A 24,589-nucleotide genomic window follows, 5' to 3' on the forward strand; every position below is an offset into this window, starting at 1 on the left:
CGATGAACATTGTTTTGTGAATGCTAAATTATTATACCAGAAAATCCATCCGTTTCCACCGTGCAAAACACCGAATTTGTTTGATATTTTTTATGCAAATCACTTGAATTTTGCCGAGTTTTCCGGTAATATAAAATGGGAAAAAGTTCGAGAGGTTTTTCGTTTTCTGACGCGGATTATCCGTCTGTTGGATACAACTTTCCATCCCTGTAATTTCAGTTTTTTCTTTTTTGTCGGCACAAAGCTTCTGTTGTATCCATCTTTGGATATGGATGCATCATTTTTCCGGGTCGGGCCTTATCATCCACCCGCCGGGAGCCGCCGTGCCGGAAGGGAGATCTATCGTATGGAAAATTCTGTTTCTTCTGCCGCGCTGAATGCAGCGCGTGAGCAGCTGGATGCCGCCGAAGCCGCCCGCGAGGTCATTCTGCTGCAGCACATCGCAAACGGCGTGATCATCGACAGCCGCACCGTGCAGATTGCACCGGACGTGGTCATCGCCCCGGGTGCCGTCATTCTGGCCGGTACCATCCTGCGCGGCAGGACGGTCATCGGTGCGGGCTGCATCATCGGCCCCAACACCCTCATCGAGGACAGCATCGTAGACGAGGGCAGCACCGTCAACGCCAGTCAGGTATACAGCAGCCACATCGGTCCTCACAACAACATCGGCCCCTTCACCCATGTGCGGGTGAACACCGTCACCGACTACGGCGTGCACCTGGGTGCCTATGTAGAAACCAAGAACTCCAACTTTGCCCGGGGCAACACGGTGAGCCACCTGACCTATATCGGCGACAGCGACGTGGGCAAGTACTGCAACTTCGGCTGCGGCACCGTCACCTGCAACTACGACGGCAAGGATAAGTTCCGCACCCAGATCGGCGATTACTGCTTCATCGGCTGCAACACGAACCTTGTAGCCCCCGTGAAGGTGGGCGATGGTGCCTACACCGCCGCCGGCAGCACCATCACCAAGGACGTGCCCGCACAGGCGCTGGGCATCGCCCGGGAGCGCCAGACCAATCTGGAGGGCTGGGCAGAGCCCAAGATGGAAGCCTACATTGCCAAAAAAAAGAAGCTGGAAGACGAGCAGAGCAAGTAAGCTGTCCGTTTTTCGCGTACAGACCGCTGCACAGGATGGCCCTGCGCGGCGGTTTTTGTTTGCAGGTGCATCTTTTTCGCTTATGATGTATATCTTTTTGCACGCGCGTATGTTATACTTAGGACTTGCATCGGACAATTTATCACAAAAAGGAAAATATAACACTCATGAATACAAATGACATCTGGCTGATCGCCGGTCTTGGCAACCCGGAAACAAAATACGACGGCACCCGCCACAATGCGGGCTATGCCGCGCTGGACTATCTGGCCGACAAGTGGGGCATTTCGGTCAGCAAAACCAAATTTGAAGGTCTGTGGGGTCAGGGCGAAGTGGACGGCCACAAGGTGGTGCTGCTCAAGCCCCTGACCTACATGAACCTTTCGGGCGACTCCATCGCCCCCACGGCGGGCTTTTTCAAGATCCCTGCCGACCACGTCATCGTTCTGTGCGACGATATCACCCAGAACCCCGGCAAGCTGCGCATCCGGCCCTCCGGCTCCGCAGGCGGACATAACGGCCTGAAGAGCATTATCGCCCGCTTGGGCGGGGAGAACTTCCCCCGCATCCGCATCGGCGTGGGTGCCAAGCCCCACCCGGACTACGACCTTGCCGCGTGGGTGCTGGGCAAGTTCCCGGCAGAGGATGCCAAGGCTCTGAGCGGCCGCTACCCTGATCTGGAAGCCGCCGCAAAGCTCATCATGGACGGCAAGCTGAGTCTGGCACAGAGCAAGTATAACGGGTAAGGACCTCATTTAAACTGCCCTCCGCTTGCGCTCTGGGCATTTTCAGCGGAATTTTATTTTTATTGTTCGTGTTTGTCGCGGCCTGCGGGCCGCTCCAAACACATTTTCACCGAGTGGAGCAGCACTGGCGAACTGCATTTGTGTTCTTTGATGCATCTTGAGGTCACGACTCCTCTCGTGAAAAAACAGCGGAGAAAAGCCCGCAGGCTTTTCTCTGCTGCAAATAAAAAATAATCATTCCTCTGCCATTGCCAAAGCGCAACAGCGACGACCGCCGCCAGTGGCGGAAACAGGGAGGAGTTGTTGGGGCAGCGGCCAGCAAGATGCGAGCGCCGCTCAAGGCGTGAAGCAGATGCTGGGTGCCGCAACCCGTCTGCGGCGGCAATTTCAAATGGTCATCCCAACAGGAAAGGAGGTTTTTCCATGTACGAAGCCTTACTCAAGGCCACACCGGAATATCAGAAGATCGCGGCCAGCTTTGCAAAGCCTGGTCCTGCCGCGCTGTTCGGTCTGCCGCCCGCAGGCCGTGCCCTGCTGTACGCTGCCTTGCAGAAAGACCTTGGCCGGGTGCTGTGCATCGTGACCCCCGGCGAGGCCGAGGCCACCCACTTTGCGGACGACCTCAAGGCGTTGGGCCTTTCTGCCGCCGTGTTCCCGCCCCGGGACTTTATGCTGCGCCCAGTGGAGGGCGCGGGCCGCGAGTACGAGTACCGCCGCCTTTCGGTGCTGGGCTCCCTTGCAGGCGGGCGGCTGAACGCAGTCTGCGTGCCCGCCGAAGCGCTGTTGCAGTACACCGTGCCCCGGGATGAATTTTTAAAGAACACTCTTACCCTCAAACCCGGCATGGTGTACAACCGCGAGGGTCTTGTGGCCCGGCTGTTCGCCGCCGGGTATGTGCGGCGCAGTCAGGTGGACGGCCCGGGACAGTTCAGTGTGCGCGGCGATATCGTGGATATCTATGCGCCGGATATGCGCCAGCCTGCCCGCGTGGAGTACTGGGACGACGAGATCGATTCCATTTCCTCCTTCGACCTGCTCACCCAGCGGCGGGACAGCGCACTGGAAAAGATCTATCTTTCCCCTGCCCGCGAGGTGCTGTTCGGCGATACCGCCGAGACTGCCGAGGCCCTGCGTGCCGCCATCAAAAAGGCACGCGGCCGGCACCGCACCGCACTGGAAAAGGCCACGGAAGCCGACCTTGCTCAGCTGGACTCCGGACTGATGCCGGAAGCCATGGATAAATACTACGGCCTGCGCTATCCGAGCCCGGCCACCCTGCTGGATCATCTGGACACACCGCTGTTCATTCTGGACGAGGTGGGCGGCATCCGGGATGCCCAGAAGGCCACCGAGTTCCGTCGCAGCGAAGAGCTGACCGGCCTGTTGGAAGAGGGTGTGCTCTGCCCCGGGCTGGATGTACTCTACCAGACCATGGACGACCTTGCCGCTGCCGCCCAGAAGCAGAGCACCCTGCTGTGCGAGAACTTCCTGCGCGGCATGAACGAATTTAAGCTGAAAGACCTCATCAACGCCGAGGCCTTTGCCGCCCCCAACTGGAACGGCGACCTTGTCTCCCTGCGAGAAGACCTTGACCCGCTCATTGCGCAGGGCTATGCCGTCACCCTGTTTTCCGGAACGCCCAAGGGTGCCGCCGCCCTCACCCGCGACCTTGCCGACAAGGGCTACTCCGTGAGCATGAGCCGGGATGTGCGGCCCACAAAAGGCATCGTACAGGTGCTGCCGGGCCATCTGACCGCCGGGTGCACCTTTCCGTTTGCCCATGCGGCAGTGCTGTCCAGCCGCAGGCACGGTCTGGAGGAAGAAATCTCCGCCGAGACCAAAAAGCGCAAAAAGAACAAGAACGCCCTTTCCAGCCTTTCGGACATCAAGCCCGGGGACTATGTGGTGCACCAGAGCCACGGCATCGGCATGTATGCGGGCATCCAGCGGCTGGAAGTGCAGGGTGCCACGAAAGATTACCTGAAGGTGCAGTACTCCGGCTCGGATGTGCTGTATGTTCCGGTGACCCAGCTGGACCTGCTGAGCCGCTACACCGCCCCCGGCGACGAGGAAAAGGTAAAGCTGGCAAAGCTGGGCGGCGCCGAGTGGCAGCGTACCCGCGCCAAGGTGAAAAAAGCCACCGAGGAGATGGCGCAGGAACTGATCGAGCTCTACGCCCGCCGCCGACAGGCCACGGGCTACGCTTTCCCGCCGGACGGCGACTGGCAGCGAGACTTTGAGACCCGCTTTGACTACGACGAGACCGACGACCAGCTGAACGCCACCGCCGAGATCAAGCAGGACATGGAAAAGGGCTGGCCCATGGACCGCTTGCTGTGCGGCGACGTGGGCGTGGGCAAGACCGAAGTGGCCCTGCGCGCCGCCTTCAAGTGCGTGATGGGCGGCAAGCAGTGCGCCATCCTTGCCCCCACCACCCTGCTGGCGTGGCAGCACTACAACACCATCCTCTCCCGCATGGAAGCTTTTCCCGTGAAGGTGGAGATGATGTCCCGCTTCCGCACCGCAAAGCAGCAGAAGGAGACCCTCCGGGGCCTGCAGTCGGGCAGTGTGGACATCGTGGTGGGCACCCACCGGCTGCTGTCCAAGGACGTGAAGTTCCATGACCTCGGCCTTGTCATCATCGACGAGGAGCAGCGCTTCGGTGTGAAGCACAAGGAAAAGCTCAAGGAGAACTTCATCGGGGTGGACATGCTCACCCTTTCGGCTACCCCCATCCCCCGCACCCTGAACATGGCCATGAGCGGAATCCGGGACCTTTCCACCATCGAGCAGCCGCCCATCGAGCGGCAGCCCGTGGAGACCTTTGTGCTGGAATACAACGACGTGATCCTTGCCGAAGCCATGAAGAAGGAGCTTGCCCGGGGCGGGCAGGTGTACTACCTGCACAACCGGGTGGACAACATCGAAGCCTGCGCCGCCCATGTGAGCAAGCTGGTGCCCGGCGCACGCATCGGCATTGCCCACGGCAAGATGACCGAGGAAGAGCTGAACCCCGTGTGGCAGCATCTGCTGAACGGCGAGATCGATATTCTGGTGTGCACCACCCTCATCGAGACCGGCATCGACGTGCGCAACTGCAACACCCTCATCATCGAGGACGCTGACCGCATGGGCCTTGCCCAGCTGTACCAGATCAGAGGCCGGGTGGGCCGCTCCGGCCGCAAGGCCTATGCCTACTTCACCTTCCGGCGGGACAAGACCCTGACCGATATCGCCCAGAAGCGGCTCTCCGCTATCCGGGAGTTCACGGCCTTCGGCTCCGGCTTCCGCATCGCCATGCGGGATCTGCAGATCCGGGGTGCGGGCAGTCTTCTGGGCCACAGCCAGCACGGCCACATGGAGGCCGTGGGCTACGACCTCTACGTGAAGATGCTGGGGCAGGCCATCGCCCGGGCCAAGGGCGAACCTGTCCGGCGGGACAAGAGCGAATGCCTTGTGGATCTGCGGGTGGATGCCTTCATCCCGGAGAAATATATCGCAGACGGCCCGGGCCGCATTGAAGCTTATAAGCGCATTGCCGCCATCCAGACGGCAGAGGATGCCGCCGATGTGCTGGACGAGCTCATCGACCGCTACGGCGACCCGCCGCCCTCGGTGAGCGATCTGGTCAACGTGTCGCTGGTACGCGTGCAGGCCAGCGCTGTGGGCGTGACCGAAGTGACCCAGAAAAAGGACACCCTCACCCTGCAGCTGGAAAGTCTGGAGCTGCCCATGATCCGGGGCCTGCTGGTAGCCTTCAATGGCCGCGTCACCGCCGGTGCAGGCAACCGGCCCTATCTCTCGGTCACGCTGCAGCCCGACGAAAAGCCGCTGGAGCTGCTGCAAAGCATCCTCAAGGCGATGGCAGAGATCCTTGCCTCCGCCGAGCAAAAATAAACATCATAGGAGCATTGCCATGAAAAAGAAACTTCTCGCGCTGATCTGCGCACTTGCACTGGTGTTCAGCCTTGTGGGCTGCACCATTTCCGCCCCGGACACCGTGGGCAGCATCGGTGATTTTGAGATCACCTCCGGCATGTATCTGCTGGCACAGTACGGTGCTTACCAGCAGGCCGCCCAGCTTGCCGGCACCGATCAGGACACCACCGACGTAAGAGCCTTCCTGAAAGAGACCATCACCACCGACTCTGACAGCGGCGAGACCGCAGTTGTGAGCGACTATGTGGCCCAGAAAACGCAGGAAACGTTGGAAACGCTGGCCGCTGTGGATGCCCGCTTCAAGGCACTGGGCGGTGAGCTGACCGACGAGCAGATCGCCACTGCCGACCGTTATGCCCAGCAGATGATGGACCAGTACGGCGACACCTACACCGCCAACGGCATCGGTCTGGAGACCGTCAAGGCATATGAACGTCTGCAGATGGAGCACACCGCCCTGCTGGAACTGGTCTACGGCAAAAACGGCGAGGCCCCGGTGGAGGACGACGAGCTGACCAGCCATCTGGACGACAGCATGTATGAGATCTGCTACATCAGCATCCCGCTGTACAACACCAGCACCTATGCCTTTGCAAACGACGACCAGAAGACCAAAATGCTCCGGCTGGCCCAGACTGCTGCCGACAGCGTCAACACTGCAGGCGGCGAGACGGTCTCGGATCAGGTGAGCGCCCTGCATGAGGCCGCACAGAATGCCCTGCCGGACATCTACGCCGTGCTGGACGGCGAAACTTCCGACGACAGCGCCAGCGTCCAGACCGAGCTGCTGACCGAGAGCGATGTTGCTTCGGCCTTTACGCAGGATGGCGCAGCCGATGCTCTGCGCAGCCTTTCCTACGGCGAAGCCGCTGCCGTGCAGATCAACAGCTACACCCTGCTCCTGATGGTGCGTGTAGACCCGCTGAGCGTTTCCTCGCTGGACGACCTGCGCAGCCAGATCCTGAGCGATATGAAGGGCGGCGAGCTGGACGACGCACTGGCCGCAGGCGGTGCAGAGCTGGCACACGATCTGGACAGCTCTGCCATGAACAAGCTGCCCGCCAAAAAGATCGTGAACAACAGCGCCAACAACTGAGAGCTGCTGTAACATAAAACTCCCTCAGTCATCGCTGCGTGATGACTGAGGGAGTTTTTTCTTTCATCGCGTCACTTTTGCGAACTCTGCGGCAAGGGCAGCATTCACCGAGCGGACGGCATTGGCATCCGGCTTGATCTCGGCCCGGTCATAGGTGAACAGACCGTTCACCTCATCTTCCACATCCGTCAGCTGGGTGTACACCAGCGCCGAAAGTCCTTTTTTCAGCTGCGGCAGCACTGTGCCCAACTGCAGCTTTTTGCAGCGGACGGTCAGGTCTGCGCGGCTCTTGGCCGTGCCGTAGCCGTAGGTTTTGCCCGGTGCTTCGTGCCCCGGCATGGGCCATGCAATACCGCCGTATTCACTCAGGGCCACGGTACGGTTTCCGGGCTTTACATGCAGCGGATAGAAATAGTTGTGGATGGAGCACACATCTCCGCCGCCCTGATCATACCAACCGCTGGCCTCGTCCACAAGGCGGGTATCGTCCAGCGCGCGGATGGCCTGCACGGCCCCGGCCGCATCAAACTGGCCCCAGCCTTCGTTGAAGGGTACCCAGCAGCCGATGCACGGATGGCAGCGCAGGGCTTTCACGGTGGCTTGCAGCTCTTTGCGGTATGTTTCCCGGCTGGATGCTTTTCCGCGGCTCAGCAGGCCCCAGAGCGGCTCTGCGTCGGGCAGGCGGCGCACAAGGGGCTGCAGCACATTGGTCAGGTAGGTGACGAACCACAGGTTGTATCTGCTGCCGCCGTTCACCATGTCCTGCCAGACCACAAGGCCCAACCTGTCGCAGTGGTAGTACCAGCGCTGCGGCTCGATCTTGGCGTGCTTGCGCAGCAGGTTGAATCCCAGCGCTTTCACCTCGCTCAGCTCCCGCTCCACCGCCGCATCGGAAGGCGGGGTATACAGGCCCTGCGGCCAGTAGCCCTGGTCCAGCAGGCCGTTGAGCAGGATGGGCTTTCCGTTCAGGCAGAAGCGCAGCACGCCCCGCGCATCCGGCTCACAGCTCCACTTGCGCAGGGCAAAGTAGCTGTGCACGGTGTCGAACTGCTCCTCCCCTCCCTGCGTGGTACCCACGGTCAGGTCATACAAAAACGGGGTATCCGGGCTCCACGGAAAGAAATGTTCCTCCGGGATGTTCAGCGTCACCTCGCCGTCCCGGTCCGCTTCGTCGCTGCCCCAGTCCTCGGCAATGGTCACGCCCCCGGCCCGCACCACGGCCCACAGGTTCACCGCACCGCCGGGCATGGAAGTATGGGCTTTCACGGTCACGGTGCGGGCATCGTAGTCCGGCGTGACCGTGAGCGACTGGATGTAGTTTTCCGGCACACGCTCCATCCAGACCGTCTGCCAGATGCCGCTCTGGGCCGGATAGAACATGCCGCCGGGCTTCAGGGTCTGCTTGCCCCGGGCCTGCGTGCCGCTGTCCGTGGAGTCCTGCACGGCCACCCACAGGCTGTTGCGGCCCGTATCGTTGAGCTGGGCGGTGACATCCAGTGTGAAGGGCCAGTAGCCGCCCCGATGGCCGCCCACCAGATGGCCGTTCACCTGCACCGCACAGGCATCGTCCACCGCGCCGAAGTGCAGCAGCACCCGGCCCCCTTCTCCCGGAGGGGGAGCAAAGGTGCAGTGGTAGTGCAGCCACTGGCCGGGCTGCAGGGTGCGGCCAACGCCGGAGGCCTTTGCTTCCGGCGAGTAGGGCACCAGAATGCTGCCGTCCCACGCAGCAGGGTATTCAGCTGTCTGGGTAATGGCGTACTTCCACAGGCCGTTCAGGTTCTCATAGCTGTCCCGGCGCATGGCCGGGCGAGGGTATTCCGGGAGTGGATGCATGGTTTCACCGCCTTTGATTTGTTGGTTTCATTCTAGCACAGGGCGAGTGGCTTGTATAGACTGAGCAGCAACGATTTGGAATTGCCGCCGCGTTCGCTTTGGACGAGTTGGGGCAGCGGCCTGCAGGATGCGAGTGCCGTCCAAGGCACGAAGCAGACGCAGGGAGCCGCAACCCGCCGCCTCCCGCGCCTCGAAAGTAGCGGAGACCTTGCTGTGTTGAACACACAGCATTTGCTGCGCAAACCGGTCTGCGCCTTGAAAGCCCCACCGGGGCTTTCATGCCCTACGGGCACCGCCGTCCTTTCTGGTACTCTTTTGTGCGTGCAAAAGAGTACATATTCGGCGGTAATGCCTTTTGCAAAAGCCATAGAATCTGCCCCACGCGATTACGCTCTGCACCGGAAGCATTTTCCACATACAAAAAGGCTACATACAAAAAGGCTACTGCACCAAATGGCGCAGCAGCCTTTGTTTTTGCAATGATAAAACAGAAAACCAGAAGTCAGAGCTTACTCTTCGTCCTCATCCTCGTCATCTTCGTCATCATCGTCCTCTTTCGGCTTATAGAAGATGCCGCTCAGGAAGATGCTGATGAAGTACAGCAGCACCATGGGGCCGGCCACCATGCACTGAGACACGATATCCGGCGGGGTGACAACGGCCGCGATGAAGAAGATGATCACGATGGCAACGCCGCGCACCTGCTTGAGCAGCTGCGGGTTGATAATGCCCATCTTGGACAGGATGATGGTGATCAGAGGCATCTCAAACACGCAGCCAAAAATGATGAACATGGTCAAGCAGAGGTTGACATAGCTCTCGATACTGGTGGTGGTCTGGATGTACTCGGCACCCTCGATGCCGGTGCTGAGGAAACGCAGCATGAAGGGCATCATGAGCTTGTAGGCGAACAGCACGCCCACGCAGAACAGGATCAGGCCCAGCAGCATGACCATTTTGAAGAAGAAGCTCTCGCTCTTTTTCAGGCCCGGCTTTGCAAATGCATAAATGTGGTAGAACGCCACCGGAACGGTGACCACCACGCCTGCCAGAATGGAGACGCGGAAATACTGCATCAGCTTTTCCTGCGGGGCAATGGAAACAAACTCGTAATAGTCGCGGCCCATGGCAGTGAGCAGATCGATCAGACGGTCGGCGTATGCCAGCGAGACCACAACACCCACCACGAACACCACCGCGCAGATGATCAGCCTGTTCCGCAGTTCTTTCAGATGGCCGGTCAGCGTCATGCTGCCGTCCTCTGCCATGACTTCGGCTTTTTTCTTTTTGCGCTTAACGTTCGTAGCCACAATTACTCCTCGTCTTCGTCCTTCTTGGAAACCTTCTTCTCGGTCTTCTCCTCGGAATCATCGGAGCCTTCCTCGTCCTCCATGCCCTTCTTGAAGCCGTTGATGGTCTTGCCGAACATCTTGCCCAGCTTCGGCAGGTTCTTGGGTCCAAAGATCAGCAGAGCGACGACCAGGATGATCAGCAGTTCGTTAGTACCAATACGCATAATAAAAATCTCCTTTTTACTTTGCCGCGCCGCGTGGCGGGCTTATTGCATGTATCAGGCAACCGCGGGCGCGGGTGCATCCAGTAAGTAATCAGTCCTTCGGCAGAACATCATTCTGACGAGGGTCTTCCTCCACCGGCTCGGCCGCAGGAGCAGCCTCGGCAGCTTCCTGTGCGGGAGCCGCTTCTGCAGCAGGCTCGGCCTTTTCCTCTGCGGGCGCAGCGGCAGGCTCAGCCTTTTCAACCGGGGCGGCGGGTTCTTCGGCCTTCTCGGCAGGTGCAGCGGTCTCCTCAGCGGGAGCGCTCTCCTCTGCCTTGGCGGCGGCAGGTGCAGCGTCCTCTTCCAGCTCTTCCACCGGCTCCTCGGTCAGCTCGGCCACTTCCTCGGCGGCTTCTGCCTTGGCAGCTTCCTCCTTGCTGGTCTTGCCGATACCGGTAAAGCTCTTGGTCACATCCTTGACGCTGTTGTCGATATCCTTCTTGATATCGGTCAGCGGGGCAACAGCTTCCTTCAGGGGAGCCTGGATCTCATTCAGCGGCTCCACAACGTTCTTCTGGATCTCCTCAGAAGCAGCGCCGGTGTACTTTTTCAGTTCACGCAGCATCTTGCCGATCTTCTTTGCGTAGACAGGCAGCTGATCCGGGCCGATGAACACGAACGCCACGATCACGATGACGACAAGTTCCCAAAAACCAATTTTCATACTAACTCGTTTCCTTTCCTGTGCGGCGGGACGTTTTCCGGGGCCGACGCACCCGCTTTGCAGTGCGTGCCGCAAACCGTTCTTTGCCCTGTTCTTCGTCCGCTTCCGTGGGAGTTCGGCGCTCTTTGCGCCTGTGTTGCCCTACTTATACCGAAAAGTGGTGAACTCATTCTGAACAATATATGAATTTTTCATGAACGAGTGCATATTCAGGGCATCTTTGTAAACAAATAATATTTTACACTTACTTTATTACGTTTTGGATAGGATACAACAGCGTCGGCTATTTAAAACAGCCTGTTCCCACAGCTCAAAAGTCATGCCAACGCTTTTCGCAGTACATCCGGGCTGACAGAGCACATAAGGTTGTAGGCATTCAGCACATCCGTGATGGCCTGACGATTTTGCTGCGTTAATACATAGTCATAGTTCTGATATCCGCTAAATCGGAAAATTGCTTCCTGTGAACTTAATGCATCCCGCAGCAGTTCAATATCGAAATCTTCTGCTCTTGTTACAAAGCCCTCCACCCATTTGAGTTTACCCGTATTGATTTTACAAACATCTCGGCCGATTGCACTAAAGGCATCTTGATTATAAGTATATTTGTTATCCCCTGCTCGCACGATGACCCTATTTGCATTTAGGAGTTCATCTCCAACATAGACAAAAGAAATCATTAAAACCAGTTCGTCCCTGTCACCATAAACACGAATGCTCGGTGCAATCATACATAGCCCTGTATTCAGCGTACTCTCAACATAAGAATCCGATATTGTGTAATTATTTTCTACTCTGTCGTGTTCGACATTCAATTTCGCCAGCGCGTCCTTGATGCCAAGAATCTGCTGTGCTTCAGCCAGCACATCAAAATTTGACACGCCAGCCTTAGAAGCATCGTCCAATTGGTTATAAGCATTGACAGCCTTTTCGACTGCACTGCGGTTCTCGCGCGTGACTGTCCCGATCTGTGCAATCAGTGTTTCCACTTCCTGTACCGAAGGCACTGCCGCAAAAGCCTCCATTGGCATTACCATCAGCATTATCAGCACTGTTACAAGGATTGCTGAAATTTTTCTCCGCATTCTTATCTCCTCCTATTCACGATTCAACTTCTGTATACGAAATATCTGCAAGTGCTTTTGCACGCACCTTCTCGCTGGCATTTAGATACAGGTAATACGCATTCAATACATCTGTGATAGCCTGTCTATCTCCTTCCGGCATTTCGCATTCTACGAAAACCGGCTTTGCGGTGTTGTATTTTGCGAATGTCAGACCAACTTCATCCGATTCCACAATATCCACTAATGCATCCAAGTCATCTTCTGTCGCAAGGCGAAATGCAACCTCTTCTGTTTTTTCATCGCCATTCGGAGATATTGTCAGCTTGTCCTTCTGAACATCAGTTATAAACGTTGTGTTTCCATAGGTATATCTATAGTTATCCGTATCAATTTCAATCGTATCCATATCCAGATACGTATCACCTATGTAATCAAACCCTATACATGCTATTGGGTCCACCGACGGACCAAAAACATAAATAACTGGGACAATGCAGCTTTTTCCCTGTTTTTCGTTATTTTCGCAATTGGGGCTTACCCCCATCAGAGCATCACCGCCGTCAAATTCTTCATAATAGAAATTAACCGCATTCAGCGCATCTTGAAGCTCTTTTACCTGCTGTTCTTCGTCTGCCGCAATCTGTTTTGTTTCATCTTCTTTCTCACGAAGTATCTCATAGGGCTGTTTTTCTTCCGCTGTGCTTTCGCTTACAGCCGTACTTTTCGCCTCGCTAGTGGAACCAGAAGATACCCCCACAGAATTGCCACAGGAAGTAAACAGAACAATACATACACTTAACCATGCCATCGCTGCAAGTTTGCATTTTTTCATATTTCCTCCTTTTTTGAAAAGGCAACAATCTTTTCTCTATTATATCATTTTTCAATATGCTGTAAAGGATTCCCATTTCCACAAAAAAGAAGCCCGCCATCGGGCACATTGTCCAATAGCAGGCTTCCATAATGCGGGGATCAGTGGCCGCAGCTCTCGCAGTGGTCGCAGTCCTCTTCGAGCTTACCCACGATGGGTTCCGGATCGATGCCCTGACGGCGGTAGTAGTCGGACAGAGCAGCCTTGACGGCCTGCTCGGCCAGAACAGAGCAGTGCACCTTGATGGGAGGCAGACCTTCCAGAGCTTCCACAACAGCCTTGTTGGTCAGCTTGAGCGCCTCGTCGATGGTCTTGCCCTTGATGAGGTCGGTGGCCATGCTGCTGGTGGCGATGGCGGCACCGCAGCCGAAGGTGAGGAACTTGACATCCACGATCACGTTGTTCTCGATCTTCAGGTACATGCGCATGATATCGCCGCACTTGGGGTTGCCCACTTCGCCCACGCCGTTTGCGTCGGGGATCTCACCCACATTGTGCGGATTTGCAAAATGCTCCATGACCTTTGCGCTATACATGCTTGCCATAATTACTGCTCTCCCTTCAGGCTGAACTGGCGGGCCGTGTTCTGGCCCTGCAGCCACATACAACTCATAGCACGGCGGCGGGGGATCACTTCCTCCAGCACGTCGCACAGATATTTTGCTTCTTCCATGGTGTTCTGCGGGCCAAAGGTGAACCGCATGGAGCCGTGGCCGATCTCCTCAGGCACGCCGATGCTCAGCAGGACGTGGCTGGGGTCCAGACTGTCGGAGTTGCAGGCAGAGCCGGTGGAGGCGCAGATGCCGTGCATATCCAGATCCAGCAGGATGGTCTCGCCTTCCAGACCCGGGAAGCTGATGTTCACATTGTTGGGCAGACGGGGGCTGCGGCCGCCGTTCAGGCGGGCTTCCGGGATGTTCTTGAGGACGCGGTCGATGACATAATCGCGCAGCTCGCTCTCGTGGGCCATGCGCTCATCCAGATGCGCCGTGGCGATCTCCAGTGCCTTGCCCATGGCAGCAATGCCGGCCACATTCTCGGTGCCTGCACGGTGGCGGGCCTCCTGACTGCCGCCATCGATCAGGTTCTGGGGCCATACGCCCTTGCGGCAGTACAGGGCACCCATGCCCTTGGGGCCGTTGAACTTGTGGGCGCTCATGGACAGCATATCCACGCCCAGTTCCTTCACATCCACGGGGATGGCACCCACGGCCTGCACTGCGTCGGTGTGCATCCAGACACCGTGCTTGTGAGCGACCTCGGCGATCTCCTTGATGGGCTGGATGGTACCGATCTCGTTGTTGGCCATCATGATGCTGACCAGCGCGGTATCGGGACGGATGGCAGCTTCCACGTCCTCGGGACGGATGTAGCCCTCGGCGGTGGGCTTGATATAGGTCACTTCAAAGCCCATGCGCTCCAGTGCAGCCATGCTGTGCATGATGGCATGATGCTCAAAAGCGCTGGTGATGAGGTGCTTTTTGTTCTGGCGTGCCTTAGTGAAGGCGGTGCCCTTTACGGCCCAGTTGTCGGCCTCGGAGCCGCAGCTGGTAAAGAAGAGCTCAGCCGGACTTGCATTGATGGCCTTTGCCACCTGCGCACGGCCGGTGTCCACGAATTCCTTGGCCTCATAGCCCACACTGTAATGGCTGCTGGGGTTGCCGCAGGCACCGCTCAGGGCTTTGACCATCATTTCCAGTGCCTCGGGAGCACAGGGAGTGGTGGCAGCATTATCCAGATAAACCACTTTTTCCATGTTTTCCATAGGAATGATCCTTTCTTATTGAACGCGTCTGCAGGAGCCTTGAATGCCCTGTGCAGATGCGGAATCCTTTCAACGGATAAGTTATACCATATCATTCCCTAGTATGTCAATATGAATACTGGATTTTCGTGATTCAGTCACCTTTTTTGCCCTTTCCGATCAGTTTTCCCAGTACCACCTTCCACTTGGGGTAGCCCCAGCGCTTATCCTCGGCAAAATCGTCCGCCAGCTTCCACGGAAAATTGCTGCCGTCAAAGTAAAGATTGCCTGTCTCGTCCACGCGGTCCAGCTTTTTGGGCAGATACGCCTCGTCGTAGTAGCTCTTGCGGCGGTCGGGCAGCACCCAGTGCAGGGTGCCGTCCTCGTCCATGCCGGATGCCCATACGCCGAACACGAAGGTTGCGGCTTCGCCGTAGCAGTGCTGCTCAAAGCGGATGGCACCATCGTAATAGAACTTGATGACCTCCAGCGTGCCGGATTCCTTTTTGCCGTCGCGGCCCAAGGTGGGGCGGTAGTCCTGCTGGTAGCGGCAGCCGCAGTGGCTGCCGGCAAAATCTTTTGCGTGGAACGACATGGAGTTATCCTTCTTTCTTTTTAAAAATGCCCTTCAAAGTCGCCCTCGATCTCATAGGGCCAGCTCAGAATGCCGCCCAGATCGTACAGGCGGGTGTAGCCAAGGCTTTCCAGCTTGCGCACGGCATCGGCACTGCGGCGGCCGGTGCGGCAGTAGACCAGCCATACAGCGTTCTTATCCGGCAGCACCTCAGCCGCACGGCTCAGCACCTGACCCAGCGGCAGCAGCTTTGCGCCGGGGATGTGGCCCACGGCAAACTCGTCCGGCTCCCGGACATCTACAGCAGCCGCCTCGTGTGCATCCAGCAGACGGATGGCATCGGCAGCCGTGATCTTCTCACTCATACTCTCACTCCTTATAGTATCCTCTTATCCATCCTATGATAACAGACCTTTTTTGTTTGCACAAGAGGATACCTTTGCAAAATCCGAGCAACGTGCTATACTATAGGAAGCAATAAGGAGAGGATCGCCATGAAATTTTCGACCAAAAGCCGTTATGCCCTGCGCCTGATGGCCGAGCTGGCACGTTATGCGCCGGGCACCACCGTGAGCCTGAAGGAGATCAGTGAGCGGCAGAACCTGAGCCTGAAATATTTGGAGCAGATCGTGACCCCGCTGGCCCGTGTGGGCCTTGTAAAAAGCGAGCGCGGCAGTCAGGGCGGCTACCGCCTGACCAAAGCCCCTGCCGACTACACCGCCGGCGAGATCCTGCGCGCCATTGAGGGCAGCGTGGCACCCATTCCCTGCCTTGGCAGCGAGACCAACGAGTGCCCCATGTGGGAGCAGTGCTTCACCCTGCCCTTCTGGACCGGCCTTGATGAGGTGATCAACCAGTATATCGACAGCGTAACGCTGGAACAGCTTTCCAGCCAGCTGCCTGCATCCGATAAAAAAGAAGGCTGTTGCAGCTGCGGCACGAAAAATGCCTGAATCTTGAAAGAAATGCTTGACATTCGCCTTTGCATCGGCTATAATAACAAAGCATTCAGCGAATGCCCATAGGGGTATAGCTCAGCTGGTAGAGCAGCGGTCTCCAAAACCGCGTGCCGTGAGTTCGAAACTTACTACCCCTGCCATAAACGCACAGGTTCTTCGGAGCCTGTGCGTTTTGTTTTTGTACTCAAAGCGATCCGCACTCCGTCAGCCTGCTTTTGCAGTCATACAACAAAAAAACACCCCGAAGTCCTAAGGCTTCGAGGTGTCTGCTGTGGAGCTGCTATCCAGATTCGAACTGGAGACCTCATCCTTACCAAGGATGCGCTCTACCAACTGAGCTATAGCAGCAAATGGCGACCCGGATCGGGCTCGAACCGACGACCCCCAGCGTGACAGGCTGGTGCTCTAACCAACTGAGCTACCGGGCCATGATTGCTCAAGTTTCGCGCGGCGCTTACCGCCGGAACGTGCTTTATTATATCGAAAAAGCGTCCGCTTGTCAAGCATGAATTTACGAAAAACGCAAAAAAGCTTGAAAGGGCCGTTCAAAGCCTGCTCTGCCCTGTTCCGGACCCGCACAGCAAAAACGATCTGCACAAAGAAAAACGCCCCGAAATCTTTCGACTTCAGGGCATCTGAGCTGGAGCTGCTATCCAGATTCGAACTGGAGACCTCATCCTTACCAAGGATGCGCTCTACCAACTGAGCTATAGCAGCGCAATCACAGCTCAGTTATAATACCACAGTTTTCACCGTTTGGCAAGAGGTTTTTGCAAAAAAATCCGGATTTTTGCAAAAAAGTCGTTTTTTACGAAAGAACTCCCCCAGTCTGCTTACGCAGACAGCCCCCTCGGAGATGGGGCCTTTGGCAGTACGGACAACTTTCCGGTTTTGCCAAGGGCTCCCTCTCTGAGGGAGCTGGCATCGCGCAGCGATGACTGAAGGAGTTTTACTTTATCACTCGATCAGGCCGTTCAGCAGGGACAGGCACTTGCGGCTGTGCAGCTTGCGGATCGCCTTTGCCTCGATCTGGCGCACACGCTCACGGGTAACGCCAAAGTCACGGCCAACCTCTTCCAGCGTACGGGGACGGCCATCGTCCAGACCAAAGCGCAGGCGGATGACCTTCTCTTCACGAGGGGTCAGGCTCTTGAGAGCCAGATTGATCTGCTGTGCCACCATGGCGCGGTCTGCGGCCTTGCCGGGGGCTTCGGCGTTTTCGTCTGCGACGAAATCGCCCAGAGAGGAATCCTCTTCCTCACCCACGGGGCTTTCCAGACTTGCCGGCTCCTGTGCCATGCGCTGGATCTCGCGCACACGCTCCACACTCATATCCATGGCCTTTGCCAGCTCTTCCGGGGTCGGCTCGTGGCCGTTCTGGTACACCAGCTGGTTGGTGGCCTGACGCATCCGGTTGATGGTCTCCACCATGTGCACCGGAATGCGGATGGTACGGGCCTGATCCGCAATGGCACGGGTGATGGCCTGACGGATCCACCAGGTTGCATAGGTAGAGAAGCGGAAGCCGCGGTCACAGTCGAACTTCTCGGCAGCCTTGATCAGGCCGATGTTGCCCTCCTGGATCAGATCCAGGAATGCCAGATTGTGGCCCACATGCTTTTTGGCAATGGACACCACCAGACGCAGGTTCGCTTCGCTCAGGCTGCGGCGGGCGTTCAGGCCATCGCGGCGGGTCTTGAGCAGCTCAGCGCGCTTTTCGTCGCTCAGAGGGCCGTTCTCCACAGCCTCCATAGCTTCCTCTTCGGCAGCCTTTTCCTCGGCATCCTCGCTGGGCTTCTCGTTGCCCTCCTCGTCCAGATCTTCGGTATAGCTGCGGCTGTTCTCATCCTCTTCAAACGAGAAGCGGGCGCTGTTCTTTTTGATGTACTCCGGCCCGCCGTACTTCTGGCGGTCGGCCTGCAGGATGTGCGCCGCCTCGGCACCGGCATGGATGCGGCGGCTCAGCTCCACTTCCTGCTCCGCGCTCAGCAGCGGGATCTGGCCGATCTGCTTGAGGTAGTTCTTAACGGGGTCGTCCAGCAGTTCGTCCATGGCAGCCTTCAGGTCTGCAGGGTTCTCCTCGCTCTGCTCTTCCTCGTCCTCGCTGATGCCCATATCATCGTTGTTGTTCTCGGCATTCTCGACCTCGGCCATGATGCTGTCCACATCCAGCGTAGGCTCTGCATCCTCTTCCTGAACCTTGATGCCGCGTTCTTCCAGAAGGGTGTAGAGCGTTTCCTCATCCATTCTGCACTGTGCAGCCAGCGCCTTGGCCTCCTTGGCCGAAATGGTGCCTTCGCCTTTCGTCAACAGTTCCTTTAAAGTCATGCCCATTTTGCTCTCTCCTTCTTGCTCCGGGGATGCTCCCGCCGGGGGAAATCCTGTAATAAAGTGTTCCTGCGCATCAGATCACAAGTCCTCCGTTCACGCCGAACACCTGACCGGTGATGTAGCCCGCACCCTCGCCGGCAAGGAACACCAGCAGCTGCGCCACTTCGTCTGCGCTGCCAAGACGGCCCACAGGGGTCTCTTCGGCCAGCGCTTCCTTATCCTCGGCGGTGAATGCTGCCATCATATCGGTATCAATGACCCCGGGCGCAACACAGTTCACTGTGATGCCGCTTGGGCCTTCTTCTTTGGCCAAAGCCTTGGTCAGGCCGATCAGGCCTGCCTTTGCTGCAGAGTAATGCACCTCGCAGCTGCCGCCGGTCTGGCCCCACATGCTGCTCACGGTCAGGATGCGTCCGGCCTTGCGGCGGATCATACCCGGCAGCGCCAGCTGACACAGGTGGAACGCACCGGTCAGGTTCACGTCCAGCATATGCTGCCACTCTTCCGGGGTGATGTCGGTGAACAGCTTCTGCTGGGCGATGCCTGCATTGCTCACCAGCACATCCACACGGCCCAGTGCCTGTTCTGCGGTGCGGAACGCAAGCTCGCAGCTGGCGCGGGACGCCACATCGCACTGCACAGCGGTGATGCTGGGCAGCTGTTTTTCCAGCTCTGCAGCGGCTTTGGCATTGCTGTGGTACAGCACCGCCACGCGGTAGCCCGCCGCATAGAACGCCCGAGCCGCAGCGGCACCAATGCCGCGGTCGCCGCCGGAGATCAGCACACAGCGGCCATTGGCTGCTGTGTGCACGGCAGGTGCAGGTGTTTTCTCCGGCTCTTCCTGCACAGGCTCCGGCATTTCCGGCTGCGGCGCAGGCTGGGGCTTTTCCAGCACCATCACCCGGGTGGGTTCGTCCACCACGGGTGCTGCCGCCTTTGGCTTTGGCGGTACGGGCGGCTCCTGTGCAGCCTGTTCCGGCTGCGGCTCCTCACCCGACAGATTGAACGTCAGTTCAAATTCATCTTCGTACAAGAGTATAGTCCTCCTGTCGTGATCTCTGCACTGCAAAGGTATGCCGTGCAGGAGATGTCTGTGCGGCCCATCGCCGTCCGTTCAGCGTCCATTTCTTATCCGGTCAAAGTCCGGTGCTCGGCGCGGCAGACAGCTGCATAAGATGGGTTTCGACAAAACACCATTAAATAATATAGCACAATTTGCCGAAAAAAGAAAGTGGAAGCCGCCTACTTTTTACGCAGCTTCCACTTTTTTACGGTTTCTTCATATTCCGTGCCGGTCATACAGGCGGTTTCCACTTCGGCCGGGCCGCAAGCCGTGCCCGCAGATCCTTGAAAAACGCCTGCAGCAGCTCCTGTGCTTCCTCTGCGCGCAGCCCCTGCTCCACCACCGGGTGATGGTTGAAGGGCATTGCAAACAGGTCAGTCACACTGCCGCAGCAGCCCGCCTTGGTGTCTGCCGCGCCGTATACCACCCGCCGGATGCGGCTGTTGATGATGGCCCCGGCGCACATGGGGCACGGCTCCAGCGTGACGAACAGCTCGCACTCCCACAGCCGCCAGCCGCCCAGCTTTTTGCAGGCTGCATCAATGGCCAGCAGCTCTGCATGATGCAGGGCGTTTTTTTCGGTCTCGCGGGTGTTGTGGGCGGCAGCTACCACTTCGCCGTTGCGGGCCACCACGGCCCCCACCGGCACCTCGCCCAGTGCAGCCGCCTTGCGGGCTTCTTCCAGCGCAAGGCCCATCAGTTCAGAATCGGTCATAGGTTCCCCTTTATCCTGCTGCAAAAACCAGCAGATTATTCAATGTATGCAAAAGCATCCCCGGCCATACCCTGCCGGTGCGTTCACGAAGTGCGCCCAGCACAAGGCCGCAGCCAAGCGCCCACGCCATGCCCGCCGGGGTGCCGTGCTGCACTGCAAACAGTACCGCCTGCAGCGCCGCGGCCTGCCATCTGCCCAAGGGCTGCGCCAGCTGCTGGATGGCACCGCGGAACACCAGTTCCTCCACGACAGGTGCAGCGATGCAGTGGTGCACAAAACTCAGCGCCCGCACATCCCACGCCGGGGCAGGCAGAAATGCCAGCACTTTGCCTGCCAGCAGGTAGGCCAGTGCGCAGCCGAACGCAGCCAGCAGCGCCCTTGTTTTTGCCTTTTGCTCCATGGCCTGCCCTCCCTGCCGTGCGGTTCTCAGCGCCTATCTTATCATAAGCAGCGGCTTTTACGCAAGTATTTTGCGCTGGGACGAAGCAATTTTCGCTCAGGCAATTGACTTTTCCCTGTGGATTCTGGTATAATGTTTCCCGACGTTTTATCGCAAAGCGTCGGGAAACATGACTTGAATTTGTTTTTACCGGAAATCCGGAGGTATTTTATGATCCGTATTCTCACCGATTCTGCGTCCGACATCCTGCCCGCCGAAGCCGAGCAGCTGGGCGTGACCGTGATCCCTCTGAACGTGACGCTGGAGGATGGCAGCATCCTGCGGGATGGCATCGACATGACCCCCACCGAATACTATGCCCATCTGGCCAGCTGCCGCAAGCTGCCCACCACCAGCCAGCCCAGCCCGGAGCTGTTCGAGAAGTTCTATCTGGAAGCCGCTGCCGCCGGGGACGAAGTGCTGGGCATCTTCCTGTCCCACCAGCTGTCCGGCACATGGCAGTGCGCAAAGCTGGCCGCAGACCTCGCCAATGTAGACAACGTGCTGTTTGTGGACAGTGCCACCGTGTGTCTGGGCGAATCGCTGCTGGTGCGTCTGGCCGTGCAGCTGCGTGACGCAGGCAAGACGCTGGTGCAGATCGCCACCGATCTGGAGCACGCCAAGGAGCATCTGCATCTGGTTGCCGCAATCGACGATCTGAAGTATCTGCGCAAGGGCGGCCGTCTGCCTGCCGCTGTGGCCGTCGCGGGCGGGATGCTGGGCATCAAGCCCCTCATCACCATCAAGGACGGTAAGGTAGCCATGGCCGGTAAGGCCCGCGGCCTGCCCGGTGCCTATGTGGCCCTGTTCAAGAAGATCGAAGAGCTGGGCGGCATCAGCCCGGACTTTGCCGCTGTTGCCGGTTATTCTTCCAGCCTGCGGGAAGTGCAGCCCATCGAGAACTACTTCCGTGAAAATCTGCACATGGGCGAACCGCTGGTGCGCCAGATCGGCTGCGTCATCGGCACCCACGCAGGCCCCGGTGCATTTGGTCTGGCATTCTTTGACAAAGAGCTGGTGCTGGAATAAGCGACCACCGAAAAAAAATCATCCGAGCAAAGTCGGGCAGCCTGCGGGCTGCCCGGCTTGTTTTTTGCAGCGGGAAACGGGCGCAGACTCCCTCAGTCAAAACCTGACGGTTTTGCCAGCTCCCTCGGAGAGGGAGCCTCTGGCGCGCCCGGCACTCACAGCACTGCGTCCGAGATGAGCTTGCCCAGCAGCAGCACCAGCACCACCAGCATCATGGGACGGATGAAGCGCGCACCCTTTTTCAGGGCGAAATGGGACCCCAGCAGGTTGCCCAGAATGTTGCTGACGGCGCAAGGGATGCCGATGTGGAACACCACCAGACCGTTCATCAGATAGGTGAACAGGCTGGCGTAGTTGCTGGCAAGATTCAGCACCTTGGCGTTGCCGCCCGCCGTGCGCAGGTCAAAGCCCATCAGGGTGGTAAAGGCAATGATGGCAAAGGTGCCGGTGCCCGGGCCCACGATGCCGTCGTACAGGCCGATGCCCAAGCCGATGCCCAGCGCCAGCAGGATCTTTTTCAGGTTCAGGGTGCCGTCGTCCCGGTTCTTGTCCGGCAGGTCGCGCTGCCACAAAATGACCACCGCCGCCACCGGCAGGATGAGGAACATCATGGTGCGCAGCAGTTCATCGCTGAGCAGCAGCACGATATGTGCCCCCAGTGCACTGCCCGCAAAGCTGCCAATGGCTGCAAGGATGCCCACCTTCAGGTTCATTGCACCGTTTTTGAAAAAGTTGGCTGTGGCAAAAGTGGTGCCGCAGGCGGCGCTGAATTTGTTGGTAGCATAGGTGTAGTGAGGCGGCAGCCCGGCAAACAGATAGGCCGGCAGGCTGATAAGACCGCCGCCTCCGGCTGCCGAATCCACAAAGCCTGCAAAGCCCGTCATCAGAACGAGAAACGCCATCATCCATGGCGAGAGCGTGATACCCATTGTTATAATTCCTTTTATTTTTCCAATTTTGTTCTTTGGGAGAACGTGCGTCTCAGGACAGGGACAGTCGGCCCTCACAGGCCAGTACCTGATCCAGGATCATCCGCGAGACGCGGGCACCATACACCATGGCGGGGTGTTCATTGTACTCGATGATATCGTGAAAGTCCTTGTTCATCAGCACGATGACATATTCGCCGTAGGGGGTGTGGACGATGCCGCCGTCGTTGCGGCAGGCGTTCATGCTGCCGCTCTTGCTGGCTACCCAGATCAGCTCCGGCGCGCCGGTCTCCTCGCAGTCGAGGTAATACTGCGGGAAGTCGTGGGTCAGCATGGTGTTGTAGTGCTGCTGGCGCAGGATGGCAAGCATCTCCGCGCTGGCTTCCCGGCTGACAAGCTCCCCTTTTGCAATGCGGGCGAACAGCGCCGCGTAGTCGCGCGGCGTGGTGGTGCCAAGCCGGCGGTAGCGGTCAAAGTGCAGCGGATTGTGCAGCACAGTATGCGCAAAGCCCAACTCCCGGATGCAGGCGTTGATGGTATCCAGTCCCAAATAGTCGATAATCATATTGGTGGCGATGTTGTCCGAGCAAATGATCATCATGGTAGCGGTGTCCTTCACCTTGAGCTTTGCGCCCACGCCCAGCGCGCGCAGCATACCGCTGCCGTCCACGAACTGGCTCTGCTCATAGGTGATCTCTTCGGCAAGGTCTGCTTTGCCGCGCTGCGTCTGCAAATACAATGCAGCGAGAATGAACGCCTTGATGGTGGATGCCGTCTCAAATTCTTCGTCCGCACCCACCTCCACGGTATGGCCCTGCAGGTCGTCCACGAACACGCTCATTTTGCCCTGATAGCAGTACAGCTCCGCAGCAATGCGCTTTTCCAGCGTCATGTTTTTATCCATGTCGGCATATTCTCCGTTGTTATTACAAATTATCCTCAAAAAAGCGCATGGCGTTGCGGAAATAGACCCCCTCCACCTCGTCCTCGGTGAAGCCCTCTTTGCGCAGGGCATCCGCCAGCAGCGGCAGGAAGGCAGCATTTTCCAGCTGGTGGGGGCCATCGATGCCATCAAAATCGCTTCCAAGGGCAATCATCTGCGCACCGCCTACCTGCTTATAGTGGGCCGCATGCTTCGCAATGAGCGCCGCCGTGCTGCGGCATTTTTCCGGGTGGGTGGGGTCGGCATCCAGAAAGGGCGCATAGTAGTTCAGGCCCGCAATGCCGCCGCGCTCCGAAAGGGCGCGGATCATCTCATCGGTCAGGTTGCGGGTGTGGGGTGCCAGTGCGCGGCAGTTGGAGTGGCTGGCCGCAAAAGGCCGGGTGCCGTGTTCCACGATATCCCAGAAGCCCTTGTCCGAAAGGTGGCTCACATCCACGATTATATGCAGCCGCTCCATCTCGGCCAGAAATTCAAAGCCCTTCCCGGTCAGGCCCTTTTCGGTCTGGGGCACCAGCACCCCGCTGGGGTTCCGCTGCGGGCTTGCCAGCTCGTTTTCGTGGTTCCATGTCAGGGTCATCATGCGCACGCCCAGCTCATACATCCGGCGCAGCACCCCCGCGCTGCCCTTGCAGCAGGCGCCTTCCTCGATGGTGAGCATCCCGCTGATCTTTCCCGCCGCAGCATTCCGGCGGATGTCCGCCGCCGTGTACACCGGGGCAATTTTTTCCGGGTATGCCGCCATGATGCGCTTGAACTGGTCGATCTCTTCCAGCGCTGTCACCAGCGGGTCTGCCCCGGGGGCGGGGTCGCCCAGATCGACGAATGCCGCAAAGCACTGCAGCAGATAGTCGCCCTTTTGTAATTTTTCAAGGTCGATATGCAGATCGTTCTGCGCAAAGCTCTTGGGCCGGCCCGCATGTTCGGCTTTGCGCAGCTCGCTGAGGGTATCGCAGTGCAGATCCCAGACTTTCATGATGTTTTCTCCTC

Annotated in this window: 23 protein-coding genes and 4 tRNA genes; 7 read left to right on the top strand and 20 right to left on the bottom strand. The window is 58.1% G+C overall.

Annotated features, from left to right (window positions below; genetic code table 11):
* The first annotated feature begins 346 nt into the window (after positions 1-346).
* From DW937_RS07080 to DW937_RS07100, 4 genes are all read left to right on the top strand, one after another.
* Positions 347-1,105: a UDP-N-acetylglucosamine diphosphorylase gene (locus DW937_RS07080; RefSeq protein ID WP_097781281.1), complete on the top strand. Its 759-nt coding sequence runs from the start codon at positions 347-349 to the stop codon at positions 1,103-1,105.
* A 167-nt stretch (positions 1,106-1,272) separates the two neighbouring features.
* Positions 1,273-1,851: an aminoacyl-tRNA hydrolase gene (gene pth / locus DW937_RS07085; RefSeq protein WP_097774427.1), complete on the top strand. Its 579-nt coding sequence runs from the start codon at positions 1,273-1,275 to the stop codon at positions 1,849-1,851.
* Positions 1,852-2,274: 423 nt separating this feature from the next.
* Positions 2,275-5,748: a transcription-repair coupling factor gene (mfd, locus tag DW937_RS07095; RefSeq protein WP_120120534.1), complete on the top strand. Its 3,474-nt coding sequence runs from the start codon at positions 2,275-2,277 to the stop codon at positions 5,746-5,748.
* A gap of 19 nt (positions 5,749-5,767) precedes the next feature.
* Positions 5,768-6,886: a foldase gene (locus DW937_RS07100; RefSeq protein WP_120120535.1), complete on the top strand. Its 1,119-nt coding sequence runs from the start codon at positions 5,768-5,770 to the stop codon at positions 6,884-6,886.
* 63 nt (positions 6,887-6,949) lie between these two features.
* Here the strand turns inward: DW937_RS07100 and DW937_RS07105 are convergent, their stop codons facing one another.
* The 10 genes from DW937_RS07105 to DW937_RS07155 form a co-directional block, all read right to left on the bottom strand.
* On the bottom strand, positions 6,950-8,719 hold the full coding sequence (locus DW937_RS07105) for a sugar-binding domain-containing protein (RefSeq protein WP_120120536.1): 1,770 nt from the start codon (positions 8,717-8,719) through the stop codon (positions 6,950-6,952).
* Between the two features lie 509 nt (positions 8,720-9,228).
* The gene (gene tatC, locus DW937_RS07115; protein ID WP_118526613.1) at positions 9,229-10,029 is read right to left on the bottom strand and encodes a twin-arginine translocase subunit TatC; all 801 of its coding nucleotides are present in this window, start codon (positions 10,027-10,029) and stop codon (positions 9,229-9,231) included.
* A 2-nt stretch (positions 10,030-10,031) separates the two neighbouring features.
* Positions 10,032-10,235, bottom strand: a complete 204-nt coding sequence (tatA, locus tag DW937_RS07120) for a twin-arginine translocase TatA/TatE family subunit (RefSeq protein ID WP_097800908.1) — start codon at positions 10,233-10,235, stop codon at positions 10,032-10,034.
* Between the two features lie 91 nt (positions 10,236-10,326).
* Positions 10,327-10,938: a twin-arginine translocase TatA/TatE family subunit gene (locus DW937_RS07125; protein WP_120120538.1), complete on the bottom strand. Its 612-nt coding sequence runs from the start codon at positions 10,936-10,938 to the stop codon at positions 10,327-10,329.
* Between the two features lie 317 nt (positions 10,939-11,255).
* Complete coding sequence (locus tag DW937_RS07130; protein WP_120120539.1) at positions 11,256-12,023, bottom strand: hypothetical protein; 768 nt, start codon at positions 12,021-12,023, stop codon at positions 11,256-11,258.
* Positions 12,024-12,039: 16 nt separating this feature from the next.
* On the bottom strand, positions 12,040-12,837 hold the full coding sequence (locus tag DW937_RS07135; protein WP_120120540.1) for a hypothetical protein: 798 nt from the start codon (positions 12,835-12,837) through the stop codon (positions 12,040-12,042).
* Positions 12,838-12,977: 140 nt separating this feature from the next.
* Entirely contained in the window at positions 12,978-13,421 is a 444-nt protein-coding gene (nifU, locus tag DW937_RS07140) for a Fe-S cluster assembly scaffold protein NifU (RefSeq protein WP_005937858.1), read from the bottom strand.
* A gap of 2 nt (positions 13,422-13,423) precedes the next feature.
* Positions 13,424-14,641 (bottom strand): cysteine desulfurase family protein, encoded by a 1,218-nt coding sequence (locus tag DW937_RS07145; protein ID WP_005937861.1) that lies wholly within the window; start codon positions 14,639-14,641, stop codon positions 13,424-13,426.
* A 133-nt stretch (positions 14,642-14,774) separates the two neighbouring features.
* A complete protein-coding gene (locus tag DW937_RS07150) occupies positions 14,775-15,215 on the bottom strand; it encodes a hypothetical protein (protein ID WP_120120541.1) in 441 nt (146 codons plus the stop codon).
* Between the two features lie 20 nt (positions 15,216-15,235).
* Positions 15,236-15,559 carry a rhodanese-like domain-containing protein gene (locus DW937_RS07155; RefSeq protein ID WP_005937868.1) on the bottom strand — a complete coding sequence of 108 codons (324 nt, stop codon included), beginning with the start codon at positions 15,557-15,559 and terminating at the stop codon, positions 15,236-15,238.
* Between the two features lie 129 nt (positions 15,560-15,688).
* Here DW937_RS07155 and DW937_RS07160 point away from each other — a divergent pair, with 129 nt between their 5' ends.
* On the top strand, positions 15,689-16,147 hold the full coding sequence (locus tag DW937_RS07160; RefSeq protein ID WP_005937871.1) for an Rrf2 family transcriptional regulator: 459 nt from the start codon (positions 15,689-15,691) through the stop codon (positions 16,145-16,147).
* A 70-nt stretch (positions 16,148-16,217) separates the two neighbouring features.
* Positions 16,218-16,293: transfer RNA gene (locus tag DW937_RS07165), tRNA-Trp, on the top strand.
* A gap of 132 nt (positions 16,294-16,425) precedes the next feature.
* Here the strand turns inward: DW937_RS07165 and DW937_RS07170 are convergent.
* From DW937_RS07170 to DW937_RS07200, 7 genes are all read right to left on the bottom strand, one after another.
* Positions 16,426-16,501 (bottom strand) — tRNA-Thr (locus DW937_RS07170).
* Positions 16,502-16,504: 3 nt separating this feature from the next.
* Positions 16,505-16,581: transfer RNA gene (locus DW937_RS07175), tRNA-Asp, on the bottom strand.
* Positions 16,582-16,794: 213 nt separating this feature from the next.
* Positions 16,795-16,870 (bottom strand) — tRNA-Thr (locus DW937_RS07180).
* A 240-nt stretch (positions 16,871-17,110) separates the two neighbouring features.
* The gene (locus DW937_RS07185; RefSeq protein WP_120020873.1) at positions 17,111-18,487 is read right to left on the bottom strand and encodes a sigma-70 family RNA polymerase sigma factor; all 1,377 of its coding nucleotides are present in this window, start codon (positions 18,485-18,487) and stop codon (positions 17,111-17,113) included.
* Positions 18,488-18,557: 70 nt separating this feature from the next.
* Entirely contained in the window at positions 18,558-19,517 is a 960-nt protein-coding gene (gene fabG / locus DW937_RS07190) for a 3-oxoacyl-ACP reductase FabG (protein ID WP_243111440.1), read from the bottom strand.
* Between the two features lie 262 nt (positions 19,518-19,779).
* Positions 19,780-20,262 carry a nucleoside deaminase gene (locus tag DW937_RS07195; RefSeq protein WP_005937887.1) on the bottom strand — a complete coding sequence of 161 codons (483 nt, stop codon included), beginning with the start codon at positions 20,260-20,262 and terminating at the stop codon, positions 19,780-19,782.
* A 10-nt stretch (positions 20,263-20,272) separates the two neighbouring features.
* A complete protein-coding gene (locus DW937_RS07200) occupies positions 20,273-20,662 on the bottom strand; it encodes a CPBP family intramembrane glutamic endopeptidase (protein WP_097777160.1) in 390 nt (129 codons plus the stop codon).
* A 210-nt stretch (positions 20,663-20,872) separates the two neighbouring features.
* On the opposite strand from DW937_RS07200, the gene DW937_RS07205 reads away from it, so the two are divergent.
* A complete protein-coding gene (locus DW937_RS07205) occupies positions 20,873-21,730 on the top strand; it encodes a DegV family protein (RefSeq protein ID WP_120120542.1) in 858 nt (285 codons plus the stop codon).
* A gap of 155 nt (positions 21,731-21,885) precedes the next feature.
* Here DW937_RS07205 and DW937_RS07210 read toward each other — a convergent pair whose 3' ends face one another.
* The 3 genes from DW937_RS07210 to DW937_RS07220 are packed head-to-tail and all read right to left on the bottom strand — an operon-like array spanning position 21,886 to position 24,575.
* Complete coding sequence (locus DW937_RS07210) at positions 21,886-22,659, bottom strand: TSUP family transporter (RefSeq protein WP_120120543.1); 774 nt, start codon at positions 22,657-22,659, stop codon at positions 21,886-21,888.
* 52 nt (positions 22,660-22,711) lie between these two features.
* The gene (locus DW937_RS07215) at positions 22,712-23,563 is read right to left on the bottom strand and encodes a serine hydrolase (protein ID WP_120120544.1); all 852 of its coding nucleotides are present in this window, start codon (positions 23,561-23,563) and stop codon (positions 22,712-22,714) included.
* A 22-nt stretch (positions 23,564-23,585) separates the two neighbouring features.
* Positions 23,586-24,575, bottom strand: a complete 990-nt coding sequence (locus tag DW937_RS07220) for a dipeptidase (RefSeq protein WP_120120545.1) — start codon at positions 24,573-24,575, stop codon at positions 23,586-23,588.
* Between the last annotated feature and the right edge of the window lie 14 nt (positions 24,576-24,589).

The organism is Faecalibacterium sp. AM43-5AT, assembly GCF_003603345.1.
In the GTDB taxonomy this organism is placed as follows: Bacteria; Bacillota; Clostridia; order Oscillospirales; family Ruminococcaceae; genus Faecalibacterium; species Faecalibacterium taiwanense.